We start from the raw sequence: 23,132 nt of genomic DNA on the forward strand, positions 1-23,132 counted from the left end.
AACTAATCAGTTTCCCAATGGTAAATTATCTAAAATAAAAAGTACTACAATATTTCCAGATGGAGTGACACAAAAATAATAAACAGTAACTCTTGATTAGAAAGTTTAATAACTCGTGCTTCCTATTTCATAATCATTACGATATTCTACACGAGCGGACATTCTTTTCTCTTCATCCCCAGATACATATCCATAAACATTAATCCAACTTCTAGATATATCCGTTGAAAATTCTACTTTTGTTACCGTGACATCCCAATTCTTCTCTTTTTTAAAATATTCAACAGCCGCTTTTGAAGCTTTTTCCTTAATATTATTTTCTTCTTTCTCACTATGGAGGTGTGTCGTTTTATAAAATTTATAAACAGTACAAAAACTAACTCCAAAGTTTGATATAATCATACAGTTATTAATAGCAATTAGGGAGATATACAGTATGAACGATACAAATATGCCAAAAGAAATAGGAATGGTTAAGCAAACTTCACTCACTTCGATACCGAAGAAATTCATCGGTATTGGTAAAATTGTTAAAAAACAAACAAAAATGGAGCGCCCTACATTAACCCAAGATGAACAAGAAATTATTGAAAATAAGTTATTATGTTCATTTCTTTCTGAAGAGAAGATATTGATTGCTTTTTATAGAGATGGCCATTTGCTTACTAGAAATATGACTGTAACTGACATAAATCCAATAAAGAATTTAATAACTTGCACTGATGAATCTTATAACAGAATTTTTCTTAATTTTATAGATATAATTGATTTGAGATAAAAAACATACAGTTTTTCCAATGTAGCCGGGAATATCCGACTTTGAAATAGAAAATATGAACTTAGGGACAAGACTATGAAGGCTATAAGGTCTATTTTTAACGCGTTTCGTTTACTGAGTAAAATTATGAGTCCTATATTAAAGGCATTATCTAAAAGTAAATTCTAATATCGTTAAGATAAAGCGGTAATTTTTTAAAAGAAGACATGGATTTACTTTGTCACAAAATTTTCCAAGTTTGAATGTGTTTTTAAAACAGATTACAAAACAGCACATAATGCAACCTTAAAATCAGGTCGCCCTTGGGAAACACCTGAAATTAATAGAGAATAAAACAATAAAGGAGATAAATTATGGCCATCCATATAACAATGAATAAAGAATTTGAAGATGAGGAAATAGTTGTATATCAATTTCCCCCTCAGAATATCCAGATAAAGTTGGAAAAATGTATTTTCATAAAAAAGATCAAATGTTTCATGAAATAGATCCAGTCCCGGTAAAATCAACTGCAACAAGTGAACATTACTTTTATTGTGCATGTAGCAGAATAATGCAATGTATCAAGAGTGGTGGAGAATTTTTGGGAGAAATGACATACGGAGTATAGCAAAAGAAACGAGTATATAAAAAGCTAACTCAATTATGATACGCTCCCCCTATAGCAGACAGTAAAAAGAAATCACCTTGATTTGTTTACTATGGAGGGGAGTTTTCTATGAAAAAAAGAAACCTATGTGATTTCAGATATCCATCTAAACAGGGATGTCCAAGCTTCAAAACCGAATGAAAAATAGAGGTGATAAGAAATGAAAAAAATCCTTTTAATAACATTATTGGTTGTTTTAGGTTTAGGTTCGTGCACTATATATCAAATTTATAAGGCTACCCACCCTTATAGTGAAAAAGAACAAAATAAAATGAAAGAAAAAGCATCACAAGCCGCTATCGATTATTTTAAAAAGGAGAAAAATTGGGATATTACAGTGACAAAAGTAGAATTTTCTCCAGATATCTCTCGTAGCAGGCTTTATGTATCCGGCTATATATCTGATGACAAAAAGAAGGAGGTTTCTGCAAGTATAGATTACAGTAATGATTATACAGTTGGTAGTATAAGTTATTAACATTGCAAATTGACTTTTTTCTCTAATAACATTTTCGCCCTCTATAATATCAAATACATAGACAAAACCCAGATAAAGATTATAGTTAAACTTTGTCTGGGCCTTGTGTTTCATACTCTCCCATTAATTCAATTGCTTTACAATCAAAATAAACGATTATACCCTCTACCTCATATCAATTCGCATGAATTATTTCACAGTCCTATAATCTTCGCAAATTAAAACATACTTTTAAAAATAAAAAACTCATACAGTTAGTCCCCATGTTCCCTAAAAATCTCAAATCTTCTTTTCTAATATAGTATTAAATTAATCTCTGCTTCCTTTCATGTGTAACGTCAAATCCCAATCGAGTAATCTTCAACCAACTCATTACACTCATCATGTGCTATCGTTGGTTTTAATCCACCGATCGCTTTGGCTTGGCTTAGTTAGCATTTGTACAACTAGTTTGAATTCAAACGGTGAATATGAGCTTTCTTAAAATTAAATGATCCAACTAATTCCACATCAAAGATTGTTAGTTGCATTAGCATCCTTTGCTTAAATTGTTAAAGCATTAAAATTATTAGTACATACACAACCTGTCTATTTTCTATACAAAAAAAGAGGAACTACTCCTCAATATTTTCTTTTGTTTGCAATTCATCGATGATGGCCCAACTAGCCTTGTAATATGCTCGAAGGATTTTCTCAATATCCTTTTTTGTTTTCGGCTCTGGGGCCACAATATACACTTTCGTTTTCCCAAATTCATAAGATGCGGCATATTCTTTGTGTTGGCTCATGGTGTCACCTCTTGAAGTGCTTTCTATATTTGTATGCTGCTGATTTGTTAGTACTGCCATATTAGTTTCAAAGCAGACCAATTATCGAAATATTAAAGCATTGGAAAACGACGAAGAATCTTAAATGCTTTCTTAAATTAAACATGACATTACTTTCGCTACCTCAAATAGCCGTTTCTACTTCTTATATGTACATTTCTCGTATATGAATTAACTATAAGGAGGTCTATTTATGAAAACCGCAATCTACCTAAGAAAATCCCGCGCCGATTTAGAAGCCGAAGCAAGAGGCGAAGGCGAAACGTTAGCAAAGCACCGCACTACCCTGCTGAAAATAGCAAAGAAAATGAACTTAAATGTGTTAGCTGTCCGTGAGGAAATCGTTTCTGGTGAGAGCTTAGTGAAACGTCCGGAGATGTTAGCTCTGCTTGAAGAAATTGAAGATAATAAATATGATGTTGTTCTTTGTATGGATATGGATCGTTTAGGTCGTGGCGGTATGAAAGAACAAGGAATCATTTTAGAGACGTTTAAACGCTCGAATACGAAGATTATGACACCTAGGAAGACTTATGACCTTAATGATGAGTGGGACGAAGAATACAGCGAATTTGAAGCGTTTATGGCACGTAAGGAGTTAAAGATTATTACACGTCGTATGCAACGAGGTCGTGTCGCTAGTGTAGAGGCTGGGAATTACCTTGGTACACATGCACCATTCGGATATGATATTCATCGCTTAAATAAGCGAGAGCGCACTTTAACGATTAATTCAGAAGAAGCTTCTGTTGTAAGAATGATATTTGATTGGTATGCAAATGAGGATATGGGTGCGAGTGCAATACGAAGCAAGTTAAATGATCTTGGATACAAAAGTAAGCTAGGTAATGATTGGAATCCTTATAGCATCTTGGATATATTAAAAAACAATGTGTACATCGGAAAGGTAACTTGGCAAAAGCGAAAAGAAGTAAAACGTCCTGATGCTGTAAAAAGAAGTGGTGCACGCCAAGATAAATCAGATTGGATTATTGCCGATGGTAAGCATGAGCCAATCATACCTGAAAGTTTGTTTGAGCAAGTACAAGATAAATTAAACTCAAGATATCACGTTCCTTACAATACAAACGGAATTAAAAATCCTTTAGCTGGCATTATTAAATGTAGTAAATGTGGTTATAGTATGGTCCAGCGTTATCCGAAGAACCGAAAGGAAACGATGGATTGTAAGCACCGTGGTTGTGAAAACAAATCAAGCTATACGGAATTAATTGAGAAGCGTTTACTCGAGGCATTAAAAGAATGGTATATCAATTATAAAGCTGATTTCGAAAAACATAAGCAAGGTGACAAATTAAAAGAGACACAAGTTATTCAAATGAATGAAGCTGCATTACGCAAGCTTGATAAAGAATTGGTGGATGTCCAAAAACAAAAAAATAATTTACATGATTTATTAGAACGTGGTGTTTACACAGTCGATATGTTTTTAGAACGTTCGAATGTAATTTCTGATCGCATTACTGAAATTACTTCCACGATGGAAAACTTAAAGAAAGAAATTAAAACAGAAATTAAGAAGGAAAAAGTGAAGAAAGATACAATACCTCAAGTGGAGCATGTTCTTGACCTGTATTTTAAAACAGATGATCCCAAAAAGAAAAACAGTCTCCTAAAGTCCGTTTTAGAAAAGGCTGTTTATAAGAAAGAAAAGTGGCAAAGACTCGATGATTTCGAACTTGTGCTTTACCCTAAGCTCCCTCAAGATGGCGACATATAAGCGTTCGTGCTTTGTCGTCACCTTGTTGGTGTAATTAGATTTACCCCATTAAGCCCCAACGCATCATTCGTCGAAACAGCCAATACGACAGGCTTGCCATTTCTTAGCGTCGCTTTCGCTGCCATTAATACCGGAGAGTCTGTCATTGCATTTGCAAATTTACTCATAGAATTTCCTGTTAGTGGTGCAATTACCATACAATCTAACGGGATTTTAGGTCCTAATGGTTCTGCACCAACGATTGAATTAATCGCTTTAAATCCTGTTACTTCTTCAATCTTTTTAATCCACTCTGCTCCCTCACCAAATCTCGTATTTGTTGATTGAACGGTGTAAGAAACAACGGGACGTACTTCTGCTCCCTCAGCAATTAATTTTTCTAAGTGTGGCATAACTTCTTCGTACGTACAATGTGAACCTGTAAAACCAAACCCTATTCTTTTCCCCTTTAAATTCATTCCCCATTCTCCTTTCTTGCTATTACGTCTTCTGCCAGTAACTGAGAAAGAACATTCGCTAAAATTTGTCCTGCTGTTTTGGGAGCAACAATGCCTGGTAATCCCGGTGCTAACAAAGCTTTGATCCCTCTTTTTTCCGCATACCTAAAGTCGGTACCGCCTGGTTTAGAAGCTAAATCAATTACTAACGTATGAGCCGGCATTTTTGAAATGACATTCGCTGTCACAACGAGATGCGGAATTGTATTAATGACAATATCGATATTTCCTACTTCTTTCTCAATGTCTTGCATATGAAAAGGAGAAAACATCATTTCTGTAATGCGTGCAATATGTTCCGATCGTCTTGCTCCAACTTTGACATGGGCTCCTAATGATTGAAACGCTCTGGCAACACTCATCCCTGTTCTACCAAATCCTAAAACCATTACATTAGAACCATGAATCGTATAGTCGGTATGTTGAATTACCATCATTAATGTACCTTCTACAGTTGGAATAGAATTGTAGATTGCCACATCATCACGATCAAATAATTTAATAAGTTTACGGTTTGTAGTAGATACGAGATTTTCCAAGTAAGGCGTACCAATACCTGAATATATAGTAAAATGTTCTGGTGTATTTTCAATTTGTTCTTTCGTTATAGAAACTTTTTCGTTTGAAAAAATAGTATCTACTTCTCCCTTGGCATTTGTACCTGCAACTGGCAAAATAATTGCATCTACAGAAGTGAAATCTAAATTTTGTATACTTTCTTTTGCTGCCCCTGTGAAGCCATGGTCTAACTGGTCAAACCCTATCAATGAAAGTTTCGCGTCCAATTCAACTAGCTTGCGAATTACTTCTAGCTGTCTTGCATCTCCTCCTATGACAGCAATATGCATCTCAGTCAACATTCCCTAATTCACCTTCTTTTTCTGTCATTTATAAGAAAAGTGCCTACTTTTTCTTTTTCCTCCACATCATATGTAATGTACGAGTTTTAGGTGATTGAAAAACAAAAAGCACATATGATTAATCCCGCTCTTTGTATACAGAAAAACCTCCCTTGAAAATTCCGCATATGAGAGGACATTATGTAGGGAATTGATTGCCCGTAGAAGCTCGATTCATGTGAGCTAATACTCTGCGGGAATGCACAAAAAAAGATGACCAAAATGGCCAACTTTCACTTCGAATTTGGACGATCTGTAATATCACAAAGGATCATATCATGCCCTACTTTCTTAATTTGGCTCCACGTGACTCTTACTTCTTGTGGTTCCTTTTTAAAACCTCCCCATTTCCCAGCTGGTATGATTAGAGCCTGTATTTGACCATCCTTCTCATTAATCTCTAAATCCACATATCCTAAAACCCCCATTTTTTCGGCTCTTTCTAAATTGACGATCTCTTTACCGCTTAATTCACTTAATCGCATACGCTCTCCCCCTACCGAAATTATGAATGTAAGTTATCCATAATTAGTACTTATTCTGTATATCAAAAAAAAATAACCGTATCTCATTTAAAAGAGATACAGTTATTTTTACATACTTCATATAAAGCAATTATAGCTTTATTCCTTTTGGAAGCTTTCCATCTGGACTAATTAATGCTGCTGAGAATTCATCTGTAAACATGTTACGAATTAACCCATCTACATTTTCTTTTGTCACAGTGTTTACACTTTCAATAATTTCATCAAGTGAACGGTGCTTACGAAGAAGCAATTCATTTTTACCATTACGGCTCATACGACTATTCGTACTTTCTAAACTTAACATTAAGTTTCCTTTTAATTGCTCTTTACTATTAATAAGCTCTTTTTCTGTGATACCTGTATTTTTCAATGTTTCTAATGTTTCTTGCATTGTTTCATACAGTGTATCTAATTGTTGGCTACCTGTTCCACCATACAGTGTTAACATACCTGTATCTTCATAAGAAGAATGGTAAGAAAATACTGAGTAAGCTAACCCGCGTTGCTCACGTACTTCTTGGAATAAACGGCTACTCATACTACCGCCTAAAACGTTATTTAATACGATTAAGTTATAAATATCTTCGTGTCCCATTTTTAAGCCTTTATATCCTAAACATAAATGAGCTTGTTCTGTTTCCTTTTTACGTGCTACCTTATTAAAATGGAAAATTGGGCTATGTACTTGTTCACGATTTGTTGTTCCTTCATAACTACCGAAATATTGCTCTACCGTTTGTAAGAAGGCTTCATCAATATTTCCTGCAACTGAAACAACTACATTTTCAGGTGTGTAATGATCTTTTATATATTGGCGTAGCGTATCACCTGTAAACGTATCAAGCGTTTCTTCTGTTCCTAAAATAGGATATCCAAGCGGATGTGTTTCATATGTTGCTTTCGTTAACATATCATGCACAATATCATCTGGAGCATCTTCGTACATTTTAATTTCTTCACATACGACATTCTTCTCTTTTTTCAGTTCTTCTTCATCAAATGTTGAATTAAAGAACATGTCTGCTAATACATCTAAAGCATATTTAGCATGCTCATCTAGCACTTTTGCATAGTAACAAGTGTATTCTTTTGAAGTAAAAGCATTTACTTGCCCACCAATGCTATCAAATGATTCCGCAATTTCGCGTGCACTACGTGTTTCTGTCCCTTTAAAGAACATATGCTCTAAAAAGTGAGAAATCCCGTTATTTTTTTCATTTTCATTCCTTGATCCCGCATGGATCCAAATACCAATCGCAACCGATCTTACGGTTGGTATATTCTCCATAACTATTCTTACACCATTTTTACAAGTATATTTTTTAATCAAAAACTTTCCTCCTACTGCCAGTTTCTCTAAATAAGTGCTATTATTTAATGATAACAAGTTTAAGGATGAATGTCATGCAAATGTATTTAATCCACACGTTTTTCATCCAGTAATTCTGTTATATTCCCTACTTTATATCCTTGTTCCTTCAATTTTGTAATCATTGTATCTAATGCTTCTGATGTAGATGACGTAGGATGCATTAATACGATAGCACCTGGATGTATTTTTCTCATTACTCTCTGCAATAGTACATCTGGCTCTGGTCGCTTCCAATCGATTGTATCGACAGTCCACATAATCGTTCCCATTTGGTAATCATCTGCAATTTTCACGACTTCATCCCGAAAACTTCCACTCGGCGGTGCAAACCATCTCACCTTTTGATTCGTAGCTGCTTCGATCATCCGATTTGTTTTTTGTAACTGATCTCGTATTTCATCAGACGATAGCGTTTTCATATTCGGATGTGTGTAAGAATGATTTCCGACTTCTTGCTTTGCATCGACAATCATTTTTGCAAATCGCAAATTTTCTTTCACCCAACGTCCTTCCAAAAAGAAAGTCGCCTTCACATCATGTTTTTTCAATATCTCTAATATACGAGGCAAATACTCGTTTCCCCATGCCACATTTATTGTTAATCCCACCATCTTTTTATTTGGATGTCCCCTGTAAATTGGTGCTGGTGATAAATCTTCTAAGTGGACACTCGGTGATACTTCCTTGAATTCAAGATGTTTTTGATCAAATTTCTTTAGTTTCTTCATATTGTTATAGGATGCTTCAGTATCAACTTGTCTTCCATTATATCCTGGTGTTGCTTTCCATATCTTATCAATCATCGCATTTTGAGGTGCAATCTCATATTGTTTTGCATGTTTTTGAATTTCTTCGTACAAATTATCCTGTGCAAAAACGGAATAAGAGCCTACACTGATATATAAAAAGAATATACATATGTATGCCAATATACGAGCTTTCATATAAACCCTCCCAATTAACTATATAAAAACATTTTTCTTCTTATCTTTGTTAATTTGAGCGTTATAATGAAAACTATACCTATGCTGACATAAAAATATATATAAATCATATTTTTACATAACAAAAAAAGCCAGTTGAACTGGCTTTTACTTATTGCTGCTCTTGTTTGTTTTCTTCGTTAGCAGCTTCTTTTTCTTGCTCTTCTTTTAGCAATACTTTTCTAGATAGATTCACACGACCTTGCTTGTCAATCTCGATAACTTTAACTGTAATCACATCACCGATTTTCACAACGTCTTCTACTTTACCTACACGCTCTAGTGCAAGTTCAGAAATGTGAACTAATCCATCTTTACCGCTGAATAATTCAACGAAAGCACCGAATTTCTCAACACGTTTCACTTTTCCTTCGTAGATTTCACCTACTTGTACTTCGCGAACGATATCTTCGATAATTTTCTTAGCTTTGTCATTCATTTCTTGATTTATTGAAGAAATAAATACTGTACCATCTTGCTCGATGTCAATTTTAACACCAGTTTCTTCAATAATTTTATTGATTTGTTTACCGCTTGGTCCAATAACGTCACGGATTTTATCTGGGTTAATTGTCATTGTAATAATCTTTGGAGCGTACGCTGACAATTCAGTACGTGGCTCTGCAATAACAGATAACATATGGTTTAGAATGTGCACACGACCAACTTTCGCTTGTTGTAATGCCTCTTCTAAAATTTCACGAGATAGACCATCGATTTTAATGTCCATTTGTAGTGCAGTTACACCTTGTGCTGTACCTGCTACTTTAAAGTCCATATCACCTAAATGATCTTCCATACCTTGAATATCAGATAAAATTGTGTAATGCTCACCAGTTTTAACTAGACCCATTGCAATACCTGCAACTGGAGCTTTAAGTGGAACACCAGCATCCATCATCGCTAAAGTACTACCACAGATACTTGCTTGTGAAGTAGAACCGTTTGATTCTAAAACTTCAGATACAAGACGTACTGTGTATGGGAAATCTTTTTCAGATGGAATTACAGGCTCAAGAGCACGTTCTCCTAGTGCACCGTGACCAATTTCACGACGACCTGGTCCACGCATCGGTCTTGTTTCACCAACACTAAATGATGGGAAATTGTAATGGTGCATAAAGCGTTTTGATTCCTCAACACCAAGACCATCTAAAATTTGTACATCGCCTAGTGCACCTAATGTACAAATACTTAATGCTTGTGTTTGTCCACGAGTGAACAAACCAGAACCGTGTGTACGAGATAAAATGCCAACCTCTGATGCTAATGGACGAATTTCATCACCTTTACGGCCATCTGGGCGGATTTTTTCAACTGTAATAAGACGACGTACTTCTTCTTTTACAATTTTATATAAAATCTCACTTACTTGTCCTAATGTATCAGCGTCAGCTTCCTGCGCTTCGTAATGCTCAATTACACGCTTTTTCACTTCGTTAATTGCATCTTCACGTGCATGTTTCTCATGTACTTGAATTGCAGAGTGCATATCCTTCTCAGCCATTTCACGTACAGCTTGGTTAAGATCAGCGTCAACTTCATAAAGTTTCACTTCTGATTTCTCTTTACCTACAGCTTGTACAATCTCTTCTTGGAATGCAATTAGACGTTTAATTTCGTCATGACCAAACATAATTGCTTCTAACATTGTTTCTTCAGGCACTTGATCTGCTCCTGCTTCAACCATGTTAATTGCATCTTTCGTACCAGCTACAACAAGGTGAATATCACTTTGTTCTTGCTGTTCTACTGTTGGGTTGATAACGAATTCGCCGTTAATACGACCAACTGTTGCACCCGCGATTGGACCTTCAAATGGAATATCTGAAATCGATAACGCTAATGAAGAACCAAGCATAGCTGCCATTTCAGAAGAACAATCTTGATCAACACTCATTACAATGCTGACAACTTGTACTTCGTTACGGAAACCATCTGCGAAAAGTGGACGAATTGGACGGTCGATTAAACGACTTGCCAAAATTGCTTTTTCACTTGGACGACCTTCACGTTTAATGAAACCGCCAGGAATTTTTCCGACTGCATATAAACGCTCTTCATAGTTTACTGTAAGTGGGAAGAAATCTACATTTTTTGCTTCTTTTGATGCAGTTGCTGTAGATAGAACCGCTGTATCGCCATATCTTACTAATACTGCTCCGTTTGCTTGCTTCGCAAGCTGACCTGTTTCAACTGTTAGCTGACGACCAGCTAAATCTATCGAGAAGACTTGCTTTTCTTGACTCATTTAAGTACCCCTCTCAATTTAAAGTATTCAATTCTTCTATGTAAATGGATAGTATATCACAATATTCTACCTCTAGTATTACCGAAAATGAAGTAAGCTATAAAGAGTAGAAGATATATTTTTACCTAACAAAAAAGCGGGAATATTCCCGCTTCTTTGACTATCGACGTAAGCCAAGCTTTGTGATTAATTCACGGTAACGTGTGATATCGCTATTACGAAGGTAAGTTAGTAAGTTACGACGTTTACCAACCATCTTTAATAGACCACGACGTGAATGATGATCTTTCTTGTGAGTACGTAAGTGCTCGTTTAGAGTGTTAATTTGCTCCGTTAGGACAGCAATTTGAACCTCTGGAGAACCAGTATCAGTCTCATGAGTTCTAAATTGTGCAATGATTTCATTTTTACGCTCTTGTGTTAAAGCCATCCTATTTCACCTCCTATTAATTAAACCCCCAATTACCTAGCAAGCGTCGGTGAGTCGCAATGCCAAGCAATGGTTGTCATAAAGTACATAACATAGAATACTACTTTTCATTTGAAAAAGCAAGTATATTCTTTTCGTTCGCAAAATATTCTTGTGCTGTTTTCTTATCTTTTGCGATTTGTTCAACTAACTCATCAATGCCATTGAATTTCTTCTCTTCTCTTATACGTATATGCCACTCTACCGTAACATTTTGATCATATATGTCGTTGTTAAATTCAAATAAATGCACTTCAATAGATAATTGACGCTCATCTTCTTTAAACGTTGGTTTATATCCAATATTACATACACCGTCGTACCATTCACCGTGAACTTTTAATCTCACTGCATAAACACCTACAGGTGGTAATAGATACTCATCACTTAAACCTACATTAGCTGTCGGAAAACCAATTTGACGTCCACGTTTATCACCGTGTACAACCGTTCCCCCTACTGTATATGCTCTACCTAAAATAGATGGAATTTGTTCCATTTCGCCATTTCGAATTAATTTTCGTAATGCTGTAGAACTTACTTTCTCTTCTTGAAATTCAACTTTTTCAATCACAGTCTGTGTAAACTCCCCTCTTGCATGAAATGGTAAAGTCTCCATCTTTCCTTTTCCTAAACGTCCATATGAATAATCAAATCCTGCTACTACATGCTTTACATTTAAACCAATAATATAATCATCTACAAATTGTTGTGGCAATAAGCCTGCAAATGATTCTTCAAATTTAACAACATATAATATATCGATTCCTAGGTTTTTGACTATTTTTTCTTTATCACACATTGGTGTAATATACTCGGCATGCGCTTCTTTTTTACCTAAAACAACAGATGGATGCGGGTAAAATGTCATAACTGCACTTTTATATCCTCGTTCATCCGCTATTTGTTTCGCAGTTCGAATTACACATTGATGTCCTAAATGAATGCCATCAAAAAATCCTAATGCCATTACAGTAGGTGGTAATTCTAATTTATTTTGTTCATGTGGATGAGTTAAATGAATAAGTTTCACGCTTGAATTCACCTTTTTCTGTAATAATCCTTCCAATAATTCATTATAGCTTTAGTTCTTGATTATTCACAAGTACTTTCATCGGCTTTAGCATACCAGGGTGTTTTGGATGGTGCTCATAAATTGCAAGACAGCGATCATTTTTATCAAACACTGTTATAAATGGCTCAGTTATTTGCAATTCATTTTTTAAAAACATACCATTCTTTATTTTCTCTGCTTGCTTTTCATCTACAACCATTTTCGGGAACTTACTTAATGCTTCATCAATTGAAATAAAGATAGACTCTACTGTTCCATTTTGCACGTTTTCTTCAATTTCTTCAAATGATATGCAATCTTCTAATATAAATTCACCAGAAGCCGTTCTTACAAGGTGAGACATATGTGATGGAAAACCAAGTTTTTCACCAATCATTACTGCTAGCGTTCTTACATATGTTCCTTTACTACACGTTACACGGAAACGGAATGAAATATTTTCTCCTTTAAATACTTCTCTATCGTCTAATAATACAAATTCATGAATTGTAATTGTACGAACTGGACGTTCAACCTCTTGTCCTGCTCTCGCATATTCATATAATTTTTTCCCGTTAACTTTTACAGCCGAAAACATCGGAGGCATTTGCTCAATCGTACCTGTTAATGCCGCAAGAACCTCTTCCACTTCCTTACGAGTAATAACACGATCTACATGTTTCGTTTCCACAACTTCACCAGAAGCATCTTCAGTTGTTGTTGAAAAACCTAATGTCACTTCGCCTTCATATGTTTTCGTTTCACTTGTTAAAAATTGTGCAATTTTCGTTGCTCGTCCAACACAAATAGGTAATACTCCTGTTACATCTGGATCTAATGTTCCTGTATGACCAATTCGTTTCTCGCGCAATATCTTTCTTAGTTTAAATACACAATCATGTGATGTCATGCCTTTTGGTTTATGTAATAATACTACACCTTCCATATATGTTCACCTCATCATAATTCTTTCATAGTAAATATCCAAAACTTATTTTGCATTGAAAAAATGGATAGACAATTGTCTATCCATTATTCTTCACGTTTACCTTCTTTATTAATTTCATGTAAAAGTGTATCAATTCGATGACCGTACCCAATAGACTCATCAAATTCAAAGGAAATTTCTGGTGTCTTACGAAGACGAATACGTTGGCCAATTTCTGAACGAATGAAGCCTTTTGCCTTCGCTAAACCTTTTAATGTATTTTCTTTCTGTTCTTCGTCACCTAAAACAGAAATATATACTGTAGCAATTTGTAAATCTCCACTCACTTGTACTTCTGTTACTGTAACAAATCCAACACGTGGATCTTTAATTTTACGACTGATAATGTCGCCTAATTCTTTTTTCATTTGCTCGCCTACACGGTTTGCACGTAATTTCATAACTCTTCACCTCATTCAGTACCATTCCAATTGTGTTATCGTACGTTCAATTTCAGGAAATGAATCGATGTACTCAAGTACACGATTCATTTCTTTTTCACAAATAACACGATTTGAGGATACGGAAACAATTGCAATTTCTGTACGTTGCCATACATCTTGATGCCCTACTTCTGAAACAGCAACGTTATAACGTTGCTTCACACGAGTTAGCACCCTTTGTAAAATTGCTCGTTTCTCTTTTAAAGAATGCACATCGTAAATCATACACTCGAATGAGAGTGAAGCGATAATCATCGCTTCACTTCTTCCATAATGTACGCTTCAATGATGTCCCCTTCTTTAAGATCATTATATCTCTCAATTGTAATACCACACTCATAGTTTTGTGCAACTTCTTTTACGTCGTCTTTGAAACGTTTTAACGTATCAAGTTGACCTTCGAAAATTACAATACCATCACGGATAATACGAACACCACTATCACGTGTAATTTTACCGTCTATTACGTAACAACCTGCGATTGTTCCCACTTTTGTTACCTTGAATGTTTGACGAACTTCCGCTTGACCGATTACTTTTTCTTCGAATTCTGGATCAAGCATACCTTGCATTGCTAATTCAATTTCTTCAATTACTTTATAGATAATGCGGTGTAAGCGAACATCAACGTTCTCTAATTCAGCTGTACGCTTCGCGTTCACATCTGGACGTACGTTAAATCCAATTACAATTGCATTAGATGCAGAAGCTAAAATAATATCAGATTCTGTAATCGCACCTACACCAGTGTGAATGATTTTAACTTTTACGCCTTCAACATCAATTTTACGAAGTGATGCTGCCATCGCTTCAACAGAACCTTGTACATCTGCTTTTACAATTAAGTTGATTTCTTTTACATCGCTCTCTTGGATTTGTTGGAATAAATCTTCAAGGCTTAATTTTGATTTCTCACCACGTTGTGCAACTAACGCTTCTTGTGCACGTGATTCACCAATTTGACGAGCTTTCTTCTCATCAGCGAATGCCATGAAACGATCTCCAGCCTGTGGTACTTCATTTAAACCTGTAATTTCAACAGGAGTTGATGGACCAGCAACTTTTACACGACGACCAATATCACTTACCATTGCACGAACACGTCCGAATGATGTTCCAACAACAATTGGATCTCCAACTCGAAGTGTACCGTTTTGAACAAGTAACGTCGCGATAGTTCCTTTACCTTTATCAAGCTGTGCTTCAATTACAGTACCAGTTGCATAGCGATTTGGATTTGCTTTATATTCTTCTACTTCACTTACAAGAAGAATCATTTCTAGTAAGTTGTCAATTCCTTCACCTTGAATTGCAGAAATTGGTACGAAGATTGTATCTCCACCCCATGCTTCTGGAACTAATTCATATTCTGTTAATTCTTGCATTACACGATCAGGATTTGCCGCTGGTTTATCCATTTTATTCACAGCAACAATAATTGGTACTCCCGCTGCTTTCGCATGGCTAATCGCTTCAACTGTTTGTGGCATAACGCCGTCATCAGCTGCAACAACAAGGATTGTAATATCAGTTACTTGCGCACCACGAGCACGCATCGTTGTAAATGCCGCGTGACCAGGTGTATCTAAGAATGTAATCTTCTTATCATTTACTTCAACTTGGTATGCACCAATATGCTGAGTAATTCCACCTGCTTCGCCTGCAGTTACTTTTGAGTTACGGATAGAGTCAAGTAATGTTGTTTTACCATGGTCAACGTGTCCCATGATTGTAACTACAGCTGGACGTTCTTTTAAGTTCTCTTCATCATCTTGCTCATCGATGAATGTCTCAAACTCAGTCTCGCTTACAATTACTTCTTCTTCTACTTCAATACCATAGTCCGTAGCAATTAACTCAATTGTATCTTTATCTAAATCTTGGTTAATTGTTGCCATAATTCCAAGCATGAAGAGCTTCTTAATAATTTCAGATGGCTCTTTGCTTAATTTTTTAGCAAGCTCGCCTACAGTAAGGCTTCCAGAGAAAGTAATTTTATCTGGTGTTTCTACTATTTGCGTTTGTTGTCTTCCAGCAAAGTTATCCTGACGTTTGTCTTCGTTTCCTTTGCCTTTTTTCTTTTTCTTATTGCTGTTCTTTTTACTACGAACAACTTTTTCTTCTACTTCAAACTCATCTGCAACAGAAGGTTTTTCAGTTTGGTATTCATTATCTAATTTGTTTACTACTTCATCTTCTAACATTGTCATATGATTCGAAACCTCGATATTCATCTCTTTAAGTTTTGTCATAAGATCTTTACTTGAGATATTATTTTTTTTTGCATATTCATGTACTCGAATTTTACTCATACCTTCACCCCCGGTAATTTGTATCGAGCATGCTACGTAGCTTTTTCGCAAAGCCTTCATCTAACACAGCTACAACGACTCGCTCGTCTCTCCCAATCGCATGCCCTAATTGTTGTCGATTTTCGACTTTTTTCATTGGTACATTGTAGTACGTCGTTTTATCAGTAATACGTTTAGTAGTGTTCGCTGACGCATCTTCAGAAAGCAATACGAGCTTTGCTTTACCACTTCGCACTTCTTTTAAAACGAGTTCTTCACCCGAAATAATTTTTCGAGCGCGATTTGCTAGTCCTAAAAACGATTTCCAATCGGACACTTATTTCGACTCCTTCTCAACAAGCTCGAGAAGCTCTTCGTACAGAGAACTGTCGATTTTCGCTTTTAGATGATGTTCCAAAATGTTTTTCTTTTGGGCTTGCATAATGCATTCTTTATCTTTTGACAAATATGCACCTCGTCCTGATTTTTTTCCAGATAAATCAATAGACACTTCGCCTTCTTTGGAACGAACAATGCGAACGAGCTCTCGTTTTGATTTCATCTCTTGCGTCGCAATACATTTTCGTAACGGAACTTTTCGATTGCTCATACTCATCACCTCTATTCGATTTCGTCTTCAACTGAATCGAATCCGAATGCGATTACGCTATCTTCTTCTGTCACAATTCCAAGTTGTTTCGCATCAGACTCACTTTTAATATCAATTTTCCAACCTGTTAATTTAGCTGCAAGACGCGCATTTTGTCCACGCTTACCAATTGCTAATGACAGCTGGTGGTCTGGAACAACAACAGTTGTTGCTTTTTCATCTTCATCTACAAGTACTTTAACAACTTGTGATGGGCTTAAAGCATTTGCAACATATTCAACTGGATCATTTGACCAGCGAACGATGTCAATCTTTTCACCTTTTAGTTCATCTACAACGCGTTGTACACGTTGTCCTTTCGGTCCTACACAAGAACCAACTGGATCAACATCAATGTTTTCTGCATGCACAGAGATTTTAGAACGATCTCCTGCTTCGCGCGCTACAGAGCGGATTTCTACAGTTCCATCATAAATTTCTGGAACTTCCATTTCAAATAAACGTTTTAAAAGACCAGGATGTGTACGTGATACGTAAATTTGTGGTCCTTTTGTTGTCTTTTCTACTTTTGTAATAAATACGCGAATACGATCATGTGGCTTATATTGCTCATTCGGCATTTGCTCACTTACAGGTAATAAAGCTTCTACTTTGCCTAAGCTTACGTAGATGAAACGAGCATCTTGGCGTTGTACAATACCAACCATAATGTCTTCTTCACGATCACTAAATTCTGAGTAAATAACACCACGTTCTGCCTCACGAACTCGTTGTGTTACAACTTGTTTTGCAGTTTGCGCTGCAATACGACCAAAATCTTTTGGCGTTACTTCAATTTCTAGTACGTCGCCATCTTGGTAGTTTGGATTAATTTGTCTTGCCTCTTCTACAGAGATTTCAAGACGTGGATCAAACACATTATCAACAACGTCCTTACGTGCTAAAACTTGGATTGTTCCCACTTCTGGGTTAAAGCTCACACGAACGTTTTGTGCTTGGTTAAAATTGCGTTTATAAGCAGAGATTAACGCTGCTTCAATCGCATCAATAATAATATCTTTGCTAATTCCTTTTTCTGACTCTAATACGAGCAAGGCATCTAACAACTCAGTGCTCATGAAGATCCCCCTTCTAACTAAAACGTAACAGCAAGTCGCGCATTTGCAACTTTGTCCATTGAAATTTGGATTTCTTTTTTACGTGTTTTAATTGTTAATAATAGTGTAATTGTAGTACCATCGTAGGAAAGTAGCTTTCCTTCAAACATCTTTTCACCATCAATCGGCTCATATGTTTTAATTGCCACTTGTTTTCCTACCGCTTGCTGGAAGTCTTTCTCTTTCTTTAATGGGCGTTCCGCTCCAGGAGATGATACATCCAAAAAGTAAAGATGAGGAATTGGATCCTCTTTATCTAAAGCTTCGCTTAAACGTTCACTTACCGCACCGCATTCTTCAATGTCGACTCCCTTTTCAGAATCGATGAATACGCGTAAGAACCAGTCTTGTCCTTCTTTCACATACTCTACATCTACAAGTTCAAGATTTAACTCTTCAACGATTGGCTGCGCAAATGCTTCTACAACTTCTGTGACTTTCTTATCCATAAACAGCCTCCTTCCTGCCGCCATGTACCATTTACAAGAAAAGACCCCGTCCACAGAACGGTCTATCTTATTCTTTCTCGTTAGCTAACAAAAGCCCCTGCCGGTTAAGCAGGGAATATCTGTCTTAGTATTACCAAATTTAAGAAGTAAAACTTGTAACAAAATATGTATATACGACAGAAATTTCTTACCTCTCTACATCAATAAAATGTAGAGAGTAACACGAAAGAGTGGGTTTCCCCACTCTTTTTTTCACACAATATACATGACATGGTTATCTCGGTTAATAGTATACCATAGCAAATATTGATTTGCAAAGACTTTTCCTACCTATTAGAACAGTGATAACTGGTTTTGATCCGGCAAATCTCCTAAACAACCTTGACTATCTAAATACTCAATAATTGTTTTCGAAACCTTACTGCGCTGCTGCAAGTCTTCTTTTGATAAGAAGTCTCCATTTTTGCGCGCTTCCACAATACTTAAAGCTGCGTTTGTACCAAGACCAGGTACGGCATTAAATGGCGGTATTAATGAGTCTCCATCAATAATAAAGTCTGTTGCATGCGAGCGATACAAATCAACCTTTTGGAATGAGTATCCACGCTCACACATTTCAAGTGTCATTTCTAGTACCGTTAATAAACTCTTCTCTTTCGGCGCTGCATCCAAACCTTTTTGCGCAATTTCATCAATTCTTACACGTATAGATGCTGAACCTTTCGCCATTGCCTCCACGTCAAAGTCATCTGCACGAACTGTAAAGTATGCCGCATAGAACAGAAGCGCGAAATGCACTTTAAAGTATGCGATACGTACGGCCATAAGTACGTAAGCAGCCGCATGGGCTTTAGGGAACATGTACTTGATTTTCTTACATGAATCAATATACCAACCTGGGACGTTATTACTTTTCATGTCCTCTTCCCATTCTTCTGGTACACCTTTACCTTTACGTACCGACTCCATGATTTTGAAGGCTAATGATGGATCTAAACCTTGATAGATTAAATAAACCATGATGTCATCACGACAACCGATAACTTCACTCAGCGTACATGTACCGTTATAAATTAACTCGTTTGCATTACCAAGCCATACGTCCGTACCATGTGATAATCCAGAAATTTGGACTAACTCTGAGAATGTCGTAGGTTTCGTCTCTTCTAACATCTGCCTTACGAATTTCGTACCAAACTCGGGTATACCAAGTGTACCTGTTTTACAGTTAATTTGTTCTTCCGTTACACCTAACGATTCTGGTCCGGAGAAAATTTTCATTACTTCTGGATCGTCCGTTGGGATTGTTTTCGGATCAATACCACTTAAATCTTGTAACATACGAATAACAGTCGGATCATCGTGTCCTAGTATATCAAGTTTCAATAAATTATCATGAATCGAGTGGAAATCAAAGTGTGTCGTTCTCCACTCAGCTCCTATTGAATCTGCTGGAAACTGTATTGGTGAGAAATCAAAGATATCCATGTAATCTGGCACAACGATAATACCACCTGGATGCTGTCCAGTTGTACGTTTTACACCGGTACATCCTGCTACTAAGCGGTCAATCTCTGCATTTCGAATCGTTAAATTATGATCATTTGCATAACCTTTTACATATCCATAAGCAGTTTTTTCCGCAACTGTACCAATCGTCCCTGCACGATATACATAATCTTCACCGAACAGTACTTTCGTATAGTTATGGGCACGTGGTTGGTATTCCCCGGAGAAGTTCAAATCGATATCGGGTACCTTATCTCCTTTAAATCCAAGGAACGTTTCGAACGGAATATCATGTCCATCTTTCACATACGGAATATTACATGTCGGGCATTCTTTGTCTGGTAAGTCGAAACCAGAACCTACCGAACCGTCATTAAAGAACTCGGATTGCTTACAATTCGGACATACATAATGTGGTGGTAATGGATTTACTTCTGTAATTTCCATCATCGTTGCAACGAATGATGAACCTACCGATCCACGCGAACCTACTAGATAACCGTCTACTAATGATTTTTTTACGAGTTTATGTGAAATTAAATAAATTACGGCAAATCCATGCCCAATAATACTTTTCAATTCTTTTTCTAAACGCGCTTCTACAATTTCAGGTAACTCTTCACCATAAATGCTACGGGCCATTTTATAACTCATATCACGCGTTTCATCATCCGCACCTTCAATTTTCGGTGTATATAAATCATCTTTTACTGGATGAACATCTCCAATTAATGACGCAACCTTTTGCGTATTCGTTACAACAATTTCTTTCGCTGTATCTTCACCTAAAAATGAGAAACACTCTAGCATTTCATCTGTTGTACGAAAATGTACAGGCGGTAATGAATGTCTGTTTAACGGATTTGCTCCGCCCTGTGAACTAACTAAAATTTTACGATACATTGCATCTTCTGGATCTAAGTAATGCACGTTCCCTGTAGCGACAACCGGTTTATCTAACGTCTCACCTAGTTTTACTAAGTTAGAAATAATTGTTTTTAATTGCCCCTCATCTCGAACAAGTTCACGCTCTACTAAATGACGCAACACCTCCGGAGGCATTACTTCAATGTAATCATAGAACTGTGCAATTTCTTCTACCTCTTCAGGAGCTTTTTGCATCATCGCCTCAAACACTTCACCTTTATCACAAGCCGTTCCTACTAAAATTCCTTCACGATATTTTTTTAATAGGGATCTCGGTACACGTGGTACACGGTAAAAGTAATTCAGGTGAGAATATGAAACAAGTTTATATAAATTTTTCAATCCAACATCTGATGTAGCAAGTAATGTCATATGACTTGGACGTCCGCGCTTGTACGCATCTCCTTGTCCCATGCTATCGTTTAATTGATCATGGTATTCAAATCCTTTTTCAATCACATCTTTTAACATTTTCACTAGTAAGTATCCCGTTGCTTCTGTATCATAAATCGCACGGTGATGCTGAGTTAATTCAATATCAAGCTTTTTACACATCGTATTTAATCGATGATTTTTCATTTCCGGGAATAAGAATCGCGCAAGTTCTAACGTATCAATAACTGGGTTATTCGTTTTTTCTAACCCCGCTTTTTTAAAACCTACGTTAATGAAGCCCATATCGAAACTTGCGTTATGAGCAACAAGTGTATGATCGCCCATCCATTCTTCAAACTTTTTAAACACTTCGTCTACTTCTGGTGCATCCGTTAACATATCATCTGTAATACCCGTTAATTCAATAATCGTCGCTGATAATGGTTGATGTGGATTTGCGAAAGATTCAAAGCGATCAATGATTTCGCCACCCTTTACTTTTACGGCAGCCAACTCAATGACTGTATCGTATACAGCTGATAAACCTGTCGTCTCAACGTCGAAAACAACATACGTTTCCTCTGCAAGTAAACGATGCGCTTCGTTATACGCTATTGGTACACCGTCATTAACTAAATTCGCTTCTACACCGTATATAACTTTAACTCCAGCCTTTTTACCCGCAGAATATGCTTCCGGGAACGACTGAGCCACCGCATGGTCAGTAACCGCAATAGCCTCATGCCCCCATTTACCTGCTTGGGCAACAAGTCTAGAAACAGGAGTAACAGCATCCATTTGGCTCATCGGAGTATGAAGATGAAGTTCTACTCGTTTTTCACCTTCTGGCGCTTTATCTTTACGAGACGGTCCTGTTATTTCATTAATATCATTTGCAATCATTACTAAATCTCGAACGAATGTATCATTTTGGACAGAACCACGAGCCTTCACCCACATTCCTTTTTTCAAGGATTGTAGCATTGGAATATCTTCTTTATCACGTGAGAACATTTTGATCATAATAGAATCTGTATAATCCGTTATTTTTAAAGTTAATAACGTACGTCCACTACGAAGCTCTTTTGTTTCCACATGGAAGACATATCCTTGAACCGTTTTTCTTCTTTCTTCATCTTGAATTTCTCGCATCGGTGTAATCTCTTCATCTGGCTTAATAAGATATCCGAGTGTGATCGGTCCTTCATGCACAACGCTACTTTCTTCAGCTTGCTTCTTCGCCATTTCTTCCATAGCTTGTATAACACGCTCACGGTCTTCTTGCTGCGTTTGCTCACGAAACTTTTGCATTTCTTCTGTATTTTGCTGTATATGTGTGTCTAACTGAAAACGTGGGAATCCAAAAGCTTCGTATTGATCCCCTACTGGTTTCGCAACATTTTTCTTTAAAGCAGTAGATTCTAGATCATTATTCACATTTATTAGCAACTTCACTCCATTCACCTGTGGAAGCTGTTTCTTTAAGTAAGCAAACATAGGTGAAACTGTAATTCGTTCCGTACAAAGCGGCCAATACGCCCTCACTTCTTCTTCTGTAAATTGTTTATTCTCTGTTTCTAATGCAAATGTTGTGCTTGCAATATGAGAAAATGATTGCTTAAGCTTTGTTTCTAGCAATTCATATAATTCTGTAGGCAAAATACGTGGCACTTGTAAATCAAAATGCCAACTTTTATTCGCTTTATCGATAACGAGCCTTTCAATACCACCGCCTTGTAAATATTGATTTATAAGGTCGTCTGGTATTTGCAACTGCTGGAGCAAAATTTGAAATCGCTCTTGTTGTTCATTTGTTAAAGACATAAGCACTCTCCTTCCATTTGCTATTATAAATTGA

21 protein-coding genes and 3 pseudogenes are annotated in these 23,132 nt (G+C 36.5%); 4 read left to right on the forward strand and 20 right to left on the reverse strand.

What is annotated here, in order from left to right:
- Positions 1-105 precede the first annotated feature (105 nt).
- Positions 106-402 carry a hypothetical protein gene (locus DN390_RS09485; RefSeq protein WP_147807253.1) on the reverse strand — a complete coding sequence of 99 codons (297 nt, stop codon included), beginning with the start codon at positions 400-402 and terminating at the stop codon, positions 106-108.
- 34 nt (positions 403-436) lie between these two features.
- Here DN390_RS09485 and DN390_RS09490 point away from each other — a divergent pair, with 34 nt between their 5' ends.
- From DN390_RS09490 to DN390_RS09505, 3 genes and pseudogenes are all read left to right on the forward strand, one after another.
- Positions 437-778 carry a YolD-like family protein gene (locus DN390_RS09490; RefSeq protein WP_147807254.1) on the forward strand — a complete coding sequence of 114 codons (342 nt, stop codon included), beginning with the start codon at positions 437-439 and terminating at the stop codon, positions 776-778.
- A gap of 353 nt (positions 779-1,131) precedes the next feature.
- Positions 1,132-1,388: pseudogene (locus tag DN390_RS31085) on the forward strand (hypothetical protein).
- A 199-nt stretch (positions 1,389-1,587) separates the two neighbouring features.
- Positions 1,588-1,905 (forward strand): ribosome-binding factor A, encoded by a 318-nt coding sequence (locus DN390_RS09505; RefSeq protein ID WP_147807255.1) that lies wholly within the window; start codon positions 1,588-1,590, stop codon positions 1,903-1,905.
- 341 nt (positions 1,906-2,246) lie between these two features.
- Here the strand turns inward: DN390_RS09505 and DN390_RS31090 are convergent.
- Both DN390_RS31090 and DN390_RS09510 read right to left on the reverse strand, forming a co-directional pair.
- A pseudogene (locus tag DN390_RS31090) lies at positions 2,247-2,441 on the reverse strand (cell division protein SepF); the annotation flags it as partial.
- Between the two features lie 78 nt (positions 2,442-2,519).
- Positions 2,520-2,753 (reverse strand): hypothetical protein, encoded by a 234-nt coding sequence (locus DN390_RS09510; RefSeq protein ID WP_088116282.1) that lies wholly within the window; start codon positions 2,751-2,753, stop codon positions 2,520-2,522.
- A 172-nt stretch (positions 2,754-2,925) separates the two neighbouring features.
- On the opposite strand from DN390_RS09510, the gene DN390_RS09515 reads away from it, so the two are divergent.
- Positions 2,926-4,473 (forward strand): recombinase family protein, encoded by a 1,548-nt coding sequence (locus tag DN390_RS09515; protein ID WP_147807256.1) that lies wholly within the window; start codon positions 2,926-2,928, stop codon positions 4,471-4,473.
- 32 nt (positions 4,474-4,505) lie between these two features.
- Here DN390_RS09515 and dpaB read toward each other — a convergent pair.
- The 17 genes and pseudogenes from dpaB to DN390_RS09600 all read right to left on the reverse strand — a co-directional run.
- A pseudogene (dpaB, locus tag DN390_RS09520) lies at positions 4,506-4,931 on the reverse strand (dipicolinate synthase subunit B); the annotation flags it as partial.
- Positions 4,928-5,830 (reverse strand): dipicolinic acid synthetase subunit A, encoded by a 903-nt coding sequence (gene dpaA, locus DN390_RS09525; protein ID WP_060631971.1) that lies wholly within the window; start codon positions 5,828-5,830, stop codon positions 4,928-4,930. The gene dpaA and the pseudogene dpaB, both read right to left, overlap by 4 nt.
- A 272-nt stretch (positions 5,831-6,102) precedes the next feature.
- Positions 6,103-6,354, reverse strand: coding sequence for a YlmC/YmxH family sporulation protein (locus DN390_RS09530; protein ID WP_147807257.1), 252 nt, complete (start codon positions 6,352-6,354; stop codon positions 6,103-6,105).
- Positions 6,355-6,484: 130 nt separating this feature from the next.
- Positions 6,485-7,726 (reverse strand): M16 family metallopeptidase, encoded by a 1,242-nt coding sequence (locus DN390_RS09535; RefSeq protein WP_147807258.1) that lies wholly within the window; start codon positions 7,724-7,726, stop codon positions 6,485-6,487.
- A gap of 86 nt (positions 7,727-7,812) precedes the next feature.
- Positions 7,813-8,712 (reverse strand): polysaccharide deacetylase family protein, encoded by a 900-nt coding sequence (locus tag DN390_RS09540; RefSeq protein WP_060631973.1) that lies wholly within the window; start codon positions 8,710-8,712, stop codon positions 7,813-7,815.
- A gap of 151 nt (positions 8,713-8,863) precedes the next feature.
- Positions 8,864-11,002: a polyribonucleotide nucleotidyltransferase gene (pnp, locus tag DN390_RS09545; RefSeq protein ID WP_097949879.1), complete on the reverse strand. Its 2,139-nt coding sequence runs from the start codon at positions 11,000-11,002 to the stop codon at positions 8,864-8,866.
- A gap of 160 nt (positions 11,003-11,162) precedes the next feature.
- Positions 11,163-11,432: a 30S ribosomal protein S15 gene (gene rpsO / locus DN390_RS09550; protein ID WP_001229392.1), complete on the reverse strand. Its 270-nt coding sequence runs from the start codon at positions 11,430-11,432 to the stop codon at positions 11,163-11,165.
- A 100-nt stretch (positions 11,433-11,532) separates the two neighbouring features.
- Complete coding sequence (gene ribF, locus DN390_RS09555) at positions 11,533-12,504, reverse strand: bifunctional riboflavin kinase/FAD synthetase (protein WP_147807259.1); 972 nt, start codon at positions 12,502-12,504, stop codon at positions 11,533-11,535.
- Positions 12,505-12,547: 43 nt separating this feature from the next.
- Positions 12,548-13,471 (reverse strand): tRNA pseudouridine(55) synthase TruB, encoded by a 924-nt coding sequence (gene truB / locus DN390_RS09560; RefSeq protein ID WP_147807260.1) that lies wholly within the window; start codon positions 13,469-13,471, stop codon positions 12,548-12,550.
- 86 nt (positions 13,472-13,557) lie between these two features.
- Positions 13,558-13,914 carry a 30S ribosome-binding factor RbfA gene (rbfA, locus tag DN390_RS09565; protein ID WP_147807261.1) on the reverse strand — a complete coding sequence of 119 codons (357 nt, stop codon included), beginning with the start codon at positions 13,912-13,914 and terminating at the stop codon, positions 13,558-13,560.
- A gap of 15 nt (positions 13,915-13,929) precedes the next feature.
- Positions 13,930-14,211 carry a DUF503 domain-containing protein gene (locus DN390_RS09570; RefSeq protein ID WP_000582364.1) on the reverse strand — a complete coding sequence of 94 codons (282 nt, stop codon included), beginning with the start codon at positions 14,209-14,211 and terminating at the stop codon, positions 13,930-13,932.
- The gene (gene infB, locus DN390_RS09575) at positions 14,208-16,268 is read right to left on the reverse strand and encodes a translation initiation factor IF-2 (protein ID WP_060631977.1); all 2,061 of its coding nucleotides are present in this window, start codon (positions 16,266-16,268) and stop codon (positions 14,208-14,210) included. The genes DN390_RS09570 and infB overlap by 4 nt, the downstream gene beginning before the upstream one ends.
- A gap of 4 nt (positions 16,269-16,272) precedes the next feature.
- Positions 16,273-16,584 carry a YlxQ family RNA-binding protein gene (locus DN390_RS09580; protein ID WP_001286522.1) on the reverse strand — a complete coding sequence of 104 codons (312 nt, stop codon included), beginning with the start codon at positions 16,582-16,584 and terminating at the stop codon, positions 16,273-16,275.
- Positions 16,585-16,857: an RNase P modulator RnpM gene (gene rnpM / locus DN390_RS09585; protein WP_000071125.1), complete on the reverse strand. Its 273-nt coding sequence runs from the start codon at positions 16,855-16,857 to the stop codon at positions 16,585-16,587.
- 11 nt (positions 16,858-16,868) lie between these two features.
- On the reverse strand, positions 16,869-17,975 hold the full coding sequence (gene nusA / locus DN390_RS09590; protein ID WP_000102598.1) for a transcription termination factor NusA: 1,107 nt from the start codon (positions 17,973-17,975) through the stop codon (positions 16,869-16,871).
- A 17-nt stretch (positions 17,976-17,992) separates the two neighbouring features.
- Positions 17,993-18,463 (reverse strand): ribosome maturation factor RimP, encoded by a 471-nt coding sequence (gene rimP / locus DN390_RS09595; RefSeq protein ID WP_000359096.1) that lies wholly within the window; start codon positions 18,461-18,463, stop codon positions 17,993-17,995.
- Positions 18,464-18,796: 333 nt separating this feature from the next.
- On the reverse strand, positions 18,797-23,098 hold the full coding sequence (locus DN390_RS09600) for a PolC-type DNA polymerase III (protein ID WP_060631978.1): 4,302 nt from the start codon (positions 23,096-23,098) through the stop codon (positions 18,797-18,799).
- Positions 23,099-23,132: the final 34 nt, after the last annotated feature.

The sequence above is a fragment of the Bacillus sp. SH7-1 genome, assembly GCF_008042405.1.
In the GTDB taxonomy this organism is placed as follows: domain Bacteria; phylum Bacillota; class Bacilli; order Bacillales; family Bacillaceae_G; genus Bacillus_A; species Bacillus_A thuringiensis_N.

Bases quoted from the DNA above. Each gene is read 5' to 3' on its own strand.
- DN390_RS09510 (WP_088116282.1), bottom strand. From the start codon at position 2,753: ATGGCAGTACTAACAAATCAGCAGCATACAAATATAGAAAGCACTTCA.
- DN390_RS09490 (WP_147807254.1), top strand. From the start codon at position 437: ATGAACGATACAAATATGCCAAAAGAAATAGGAATGGTTAAGCAAACT.
- nusA (WP_000102598.1), bottom strand. From the start codon at position 17,975: ATGAGCACTGAGTTGTTAGATGCCTTGCTCGTATTAGAGTCAGAAAAA.
- rnpM (WP_000071125.1), bottom strand. From the start codon at position 16,857: ATGAGCAATCGAAAAGTTCCGTTACGAAAATGTATTGCGACGCAAGAG.
- rpsO (WP_001229392.1), bottom strand. From the start codon at position 11,432: ATGGCTTTAACACAAGAGCGTAAAAATGAAATCATTGCACAATTTAGA.
- rbfA (WP_147807261.1), bottom strand. From the start codon at position 13,914: ATGAAATTACGTGCAAACCGTGTAGGCGAGCAAATGAAAAAAGAATTA.
- infB (WP_060631977.1), bottom strand. From the start codon at position 16,268: ATGAGTAAAATTCGAGTACATGAATATGCAAAAAAAAATAATATCTCA.
- rimP (WP_000359096.1), bottom strand. From the start codon at position 18,463: ATGGATAAGAAAGTCACAGAAGTTGTAGAAGCATTTGCGCAGCCAATC.
- DN390_RS09570 (WP_000582364.1), bottom strand. From the start codon at position 14,211: ATGATTATCGCTTCACTCTCATTCGAGTGTATGATTTACGATGTGCAT.
- DN390_RS09505 (WP_147807255.1), top strand. From the start codon at position 1,588: ATGAAAAAAATCCTTTTAATAACATTATTGGTTGTTTTAGGTTTAGGT.
- truB (WP_147807260.1), bottom strand. From the start codon at position 13,471: ATGGAAGGTGTAGTATTATTACATAAACCAAAAGGCATGACATCACAT.
- DN390_RS09540 (WP_060631973.1), bottom strand. From the start codon at position 8,712: ATGAAAGCTCGTATATTGGCATACATATGTATATTCTTTTTATATATC.
- DN390_RS09485 (WP_147807253.1), bottom strand. From the start codon at position 402: ATGATTATATCAAACTTTGGAGTTAGTTTTTGTACTGTTTATAAATTT.
- DN390_RS09515 (WP_147807256.1), top strand. From the start codon at position 2,926: ATGAAAACCGCAATCTACCTAAGAAAATCCCGCGCCGATTTAGAAGCC.
- dpaA (WP_060631971.1), bottom strand. From the start codon at position 5,830: ATGTTGACTGAGATGCATATTGCTGTCATAGGAGGAGATGCAAGACAG.
- DN390_RS09530 (WP_147807257.1), bottom strand. From the start codon at position 6,354: ATGCGATTAAGTGAATTAAGCGGTAAAGAGATCGTCAATTTAGAAAGA.
- pnp (WP_097949879.1), bottom strand. From the start codon at position 11,002: ATGAGTCAAGAAAAGCAAGTCTTCTCGATAGATTTAGCTGGTCGTCAG.
- DN390_RS09600 (WP_060631978.1), bottom strand. From the start codon at position 23,098: ATGTCTTTAACAAATGAACAACAAGAGCGATTTCAAATTTTGCTCCAG.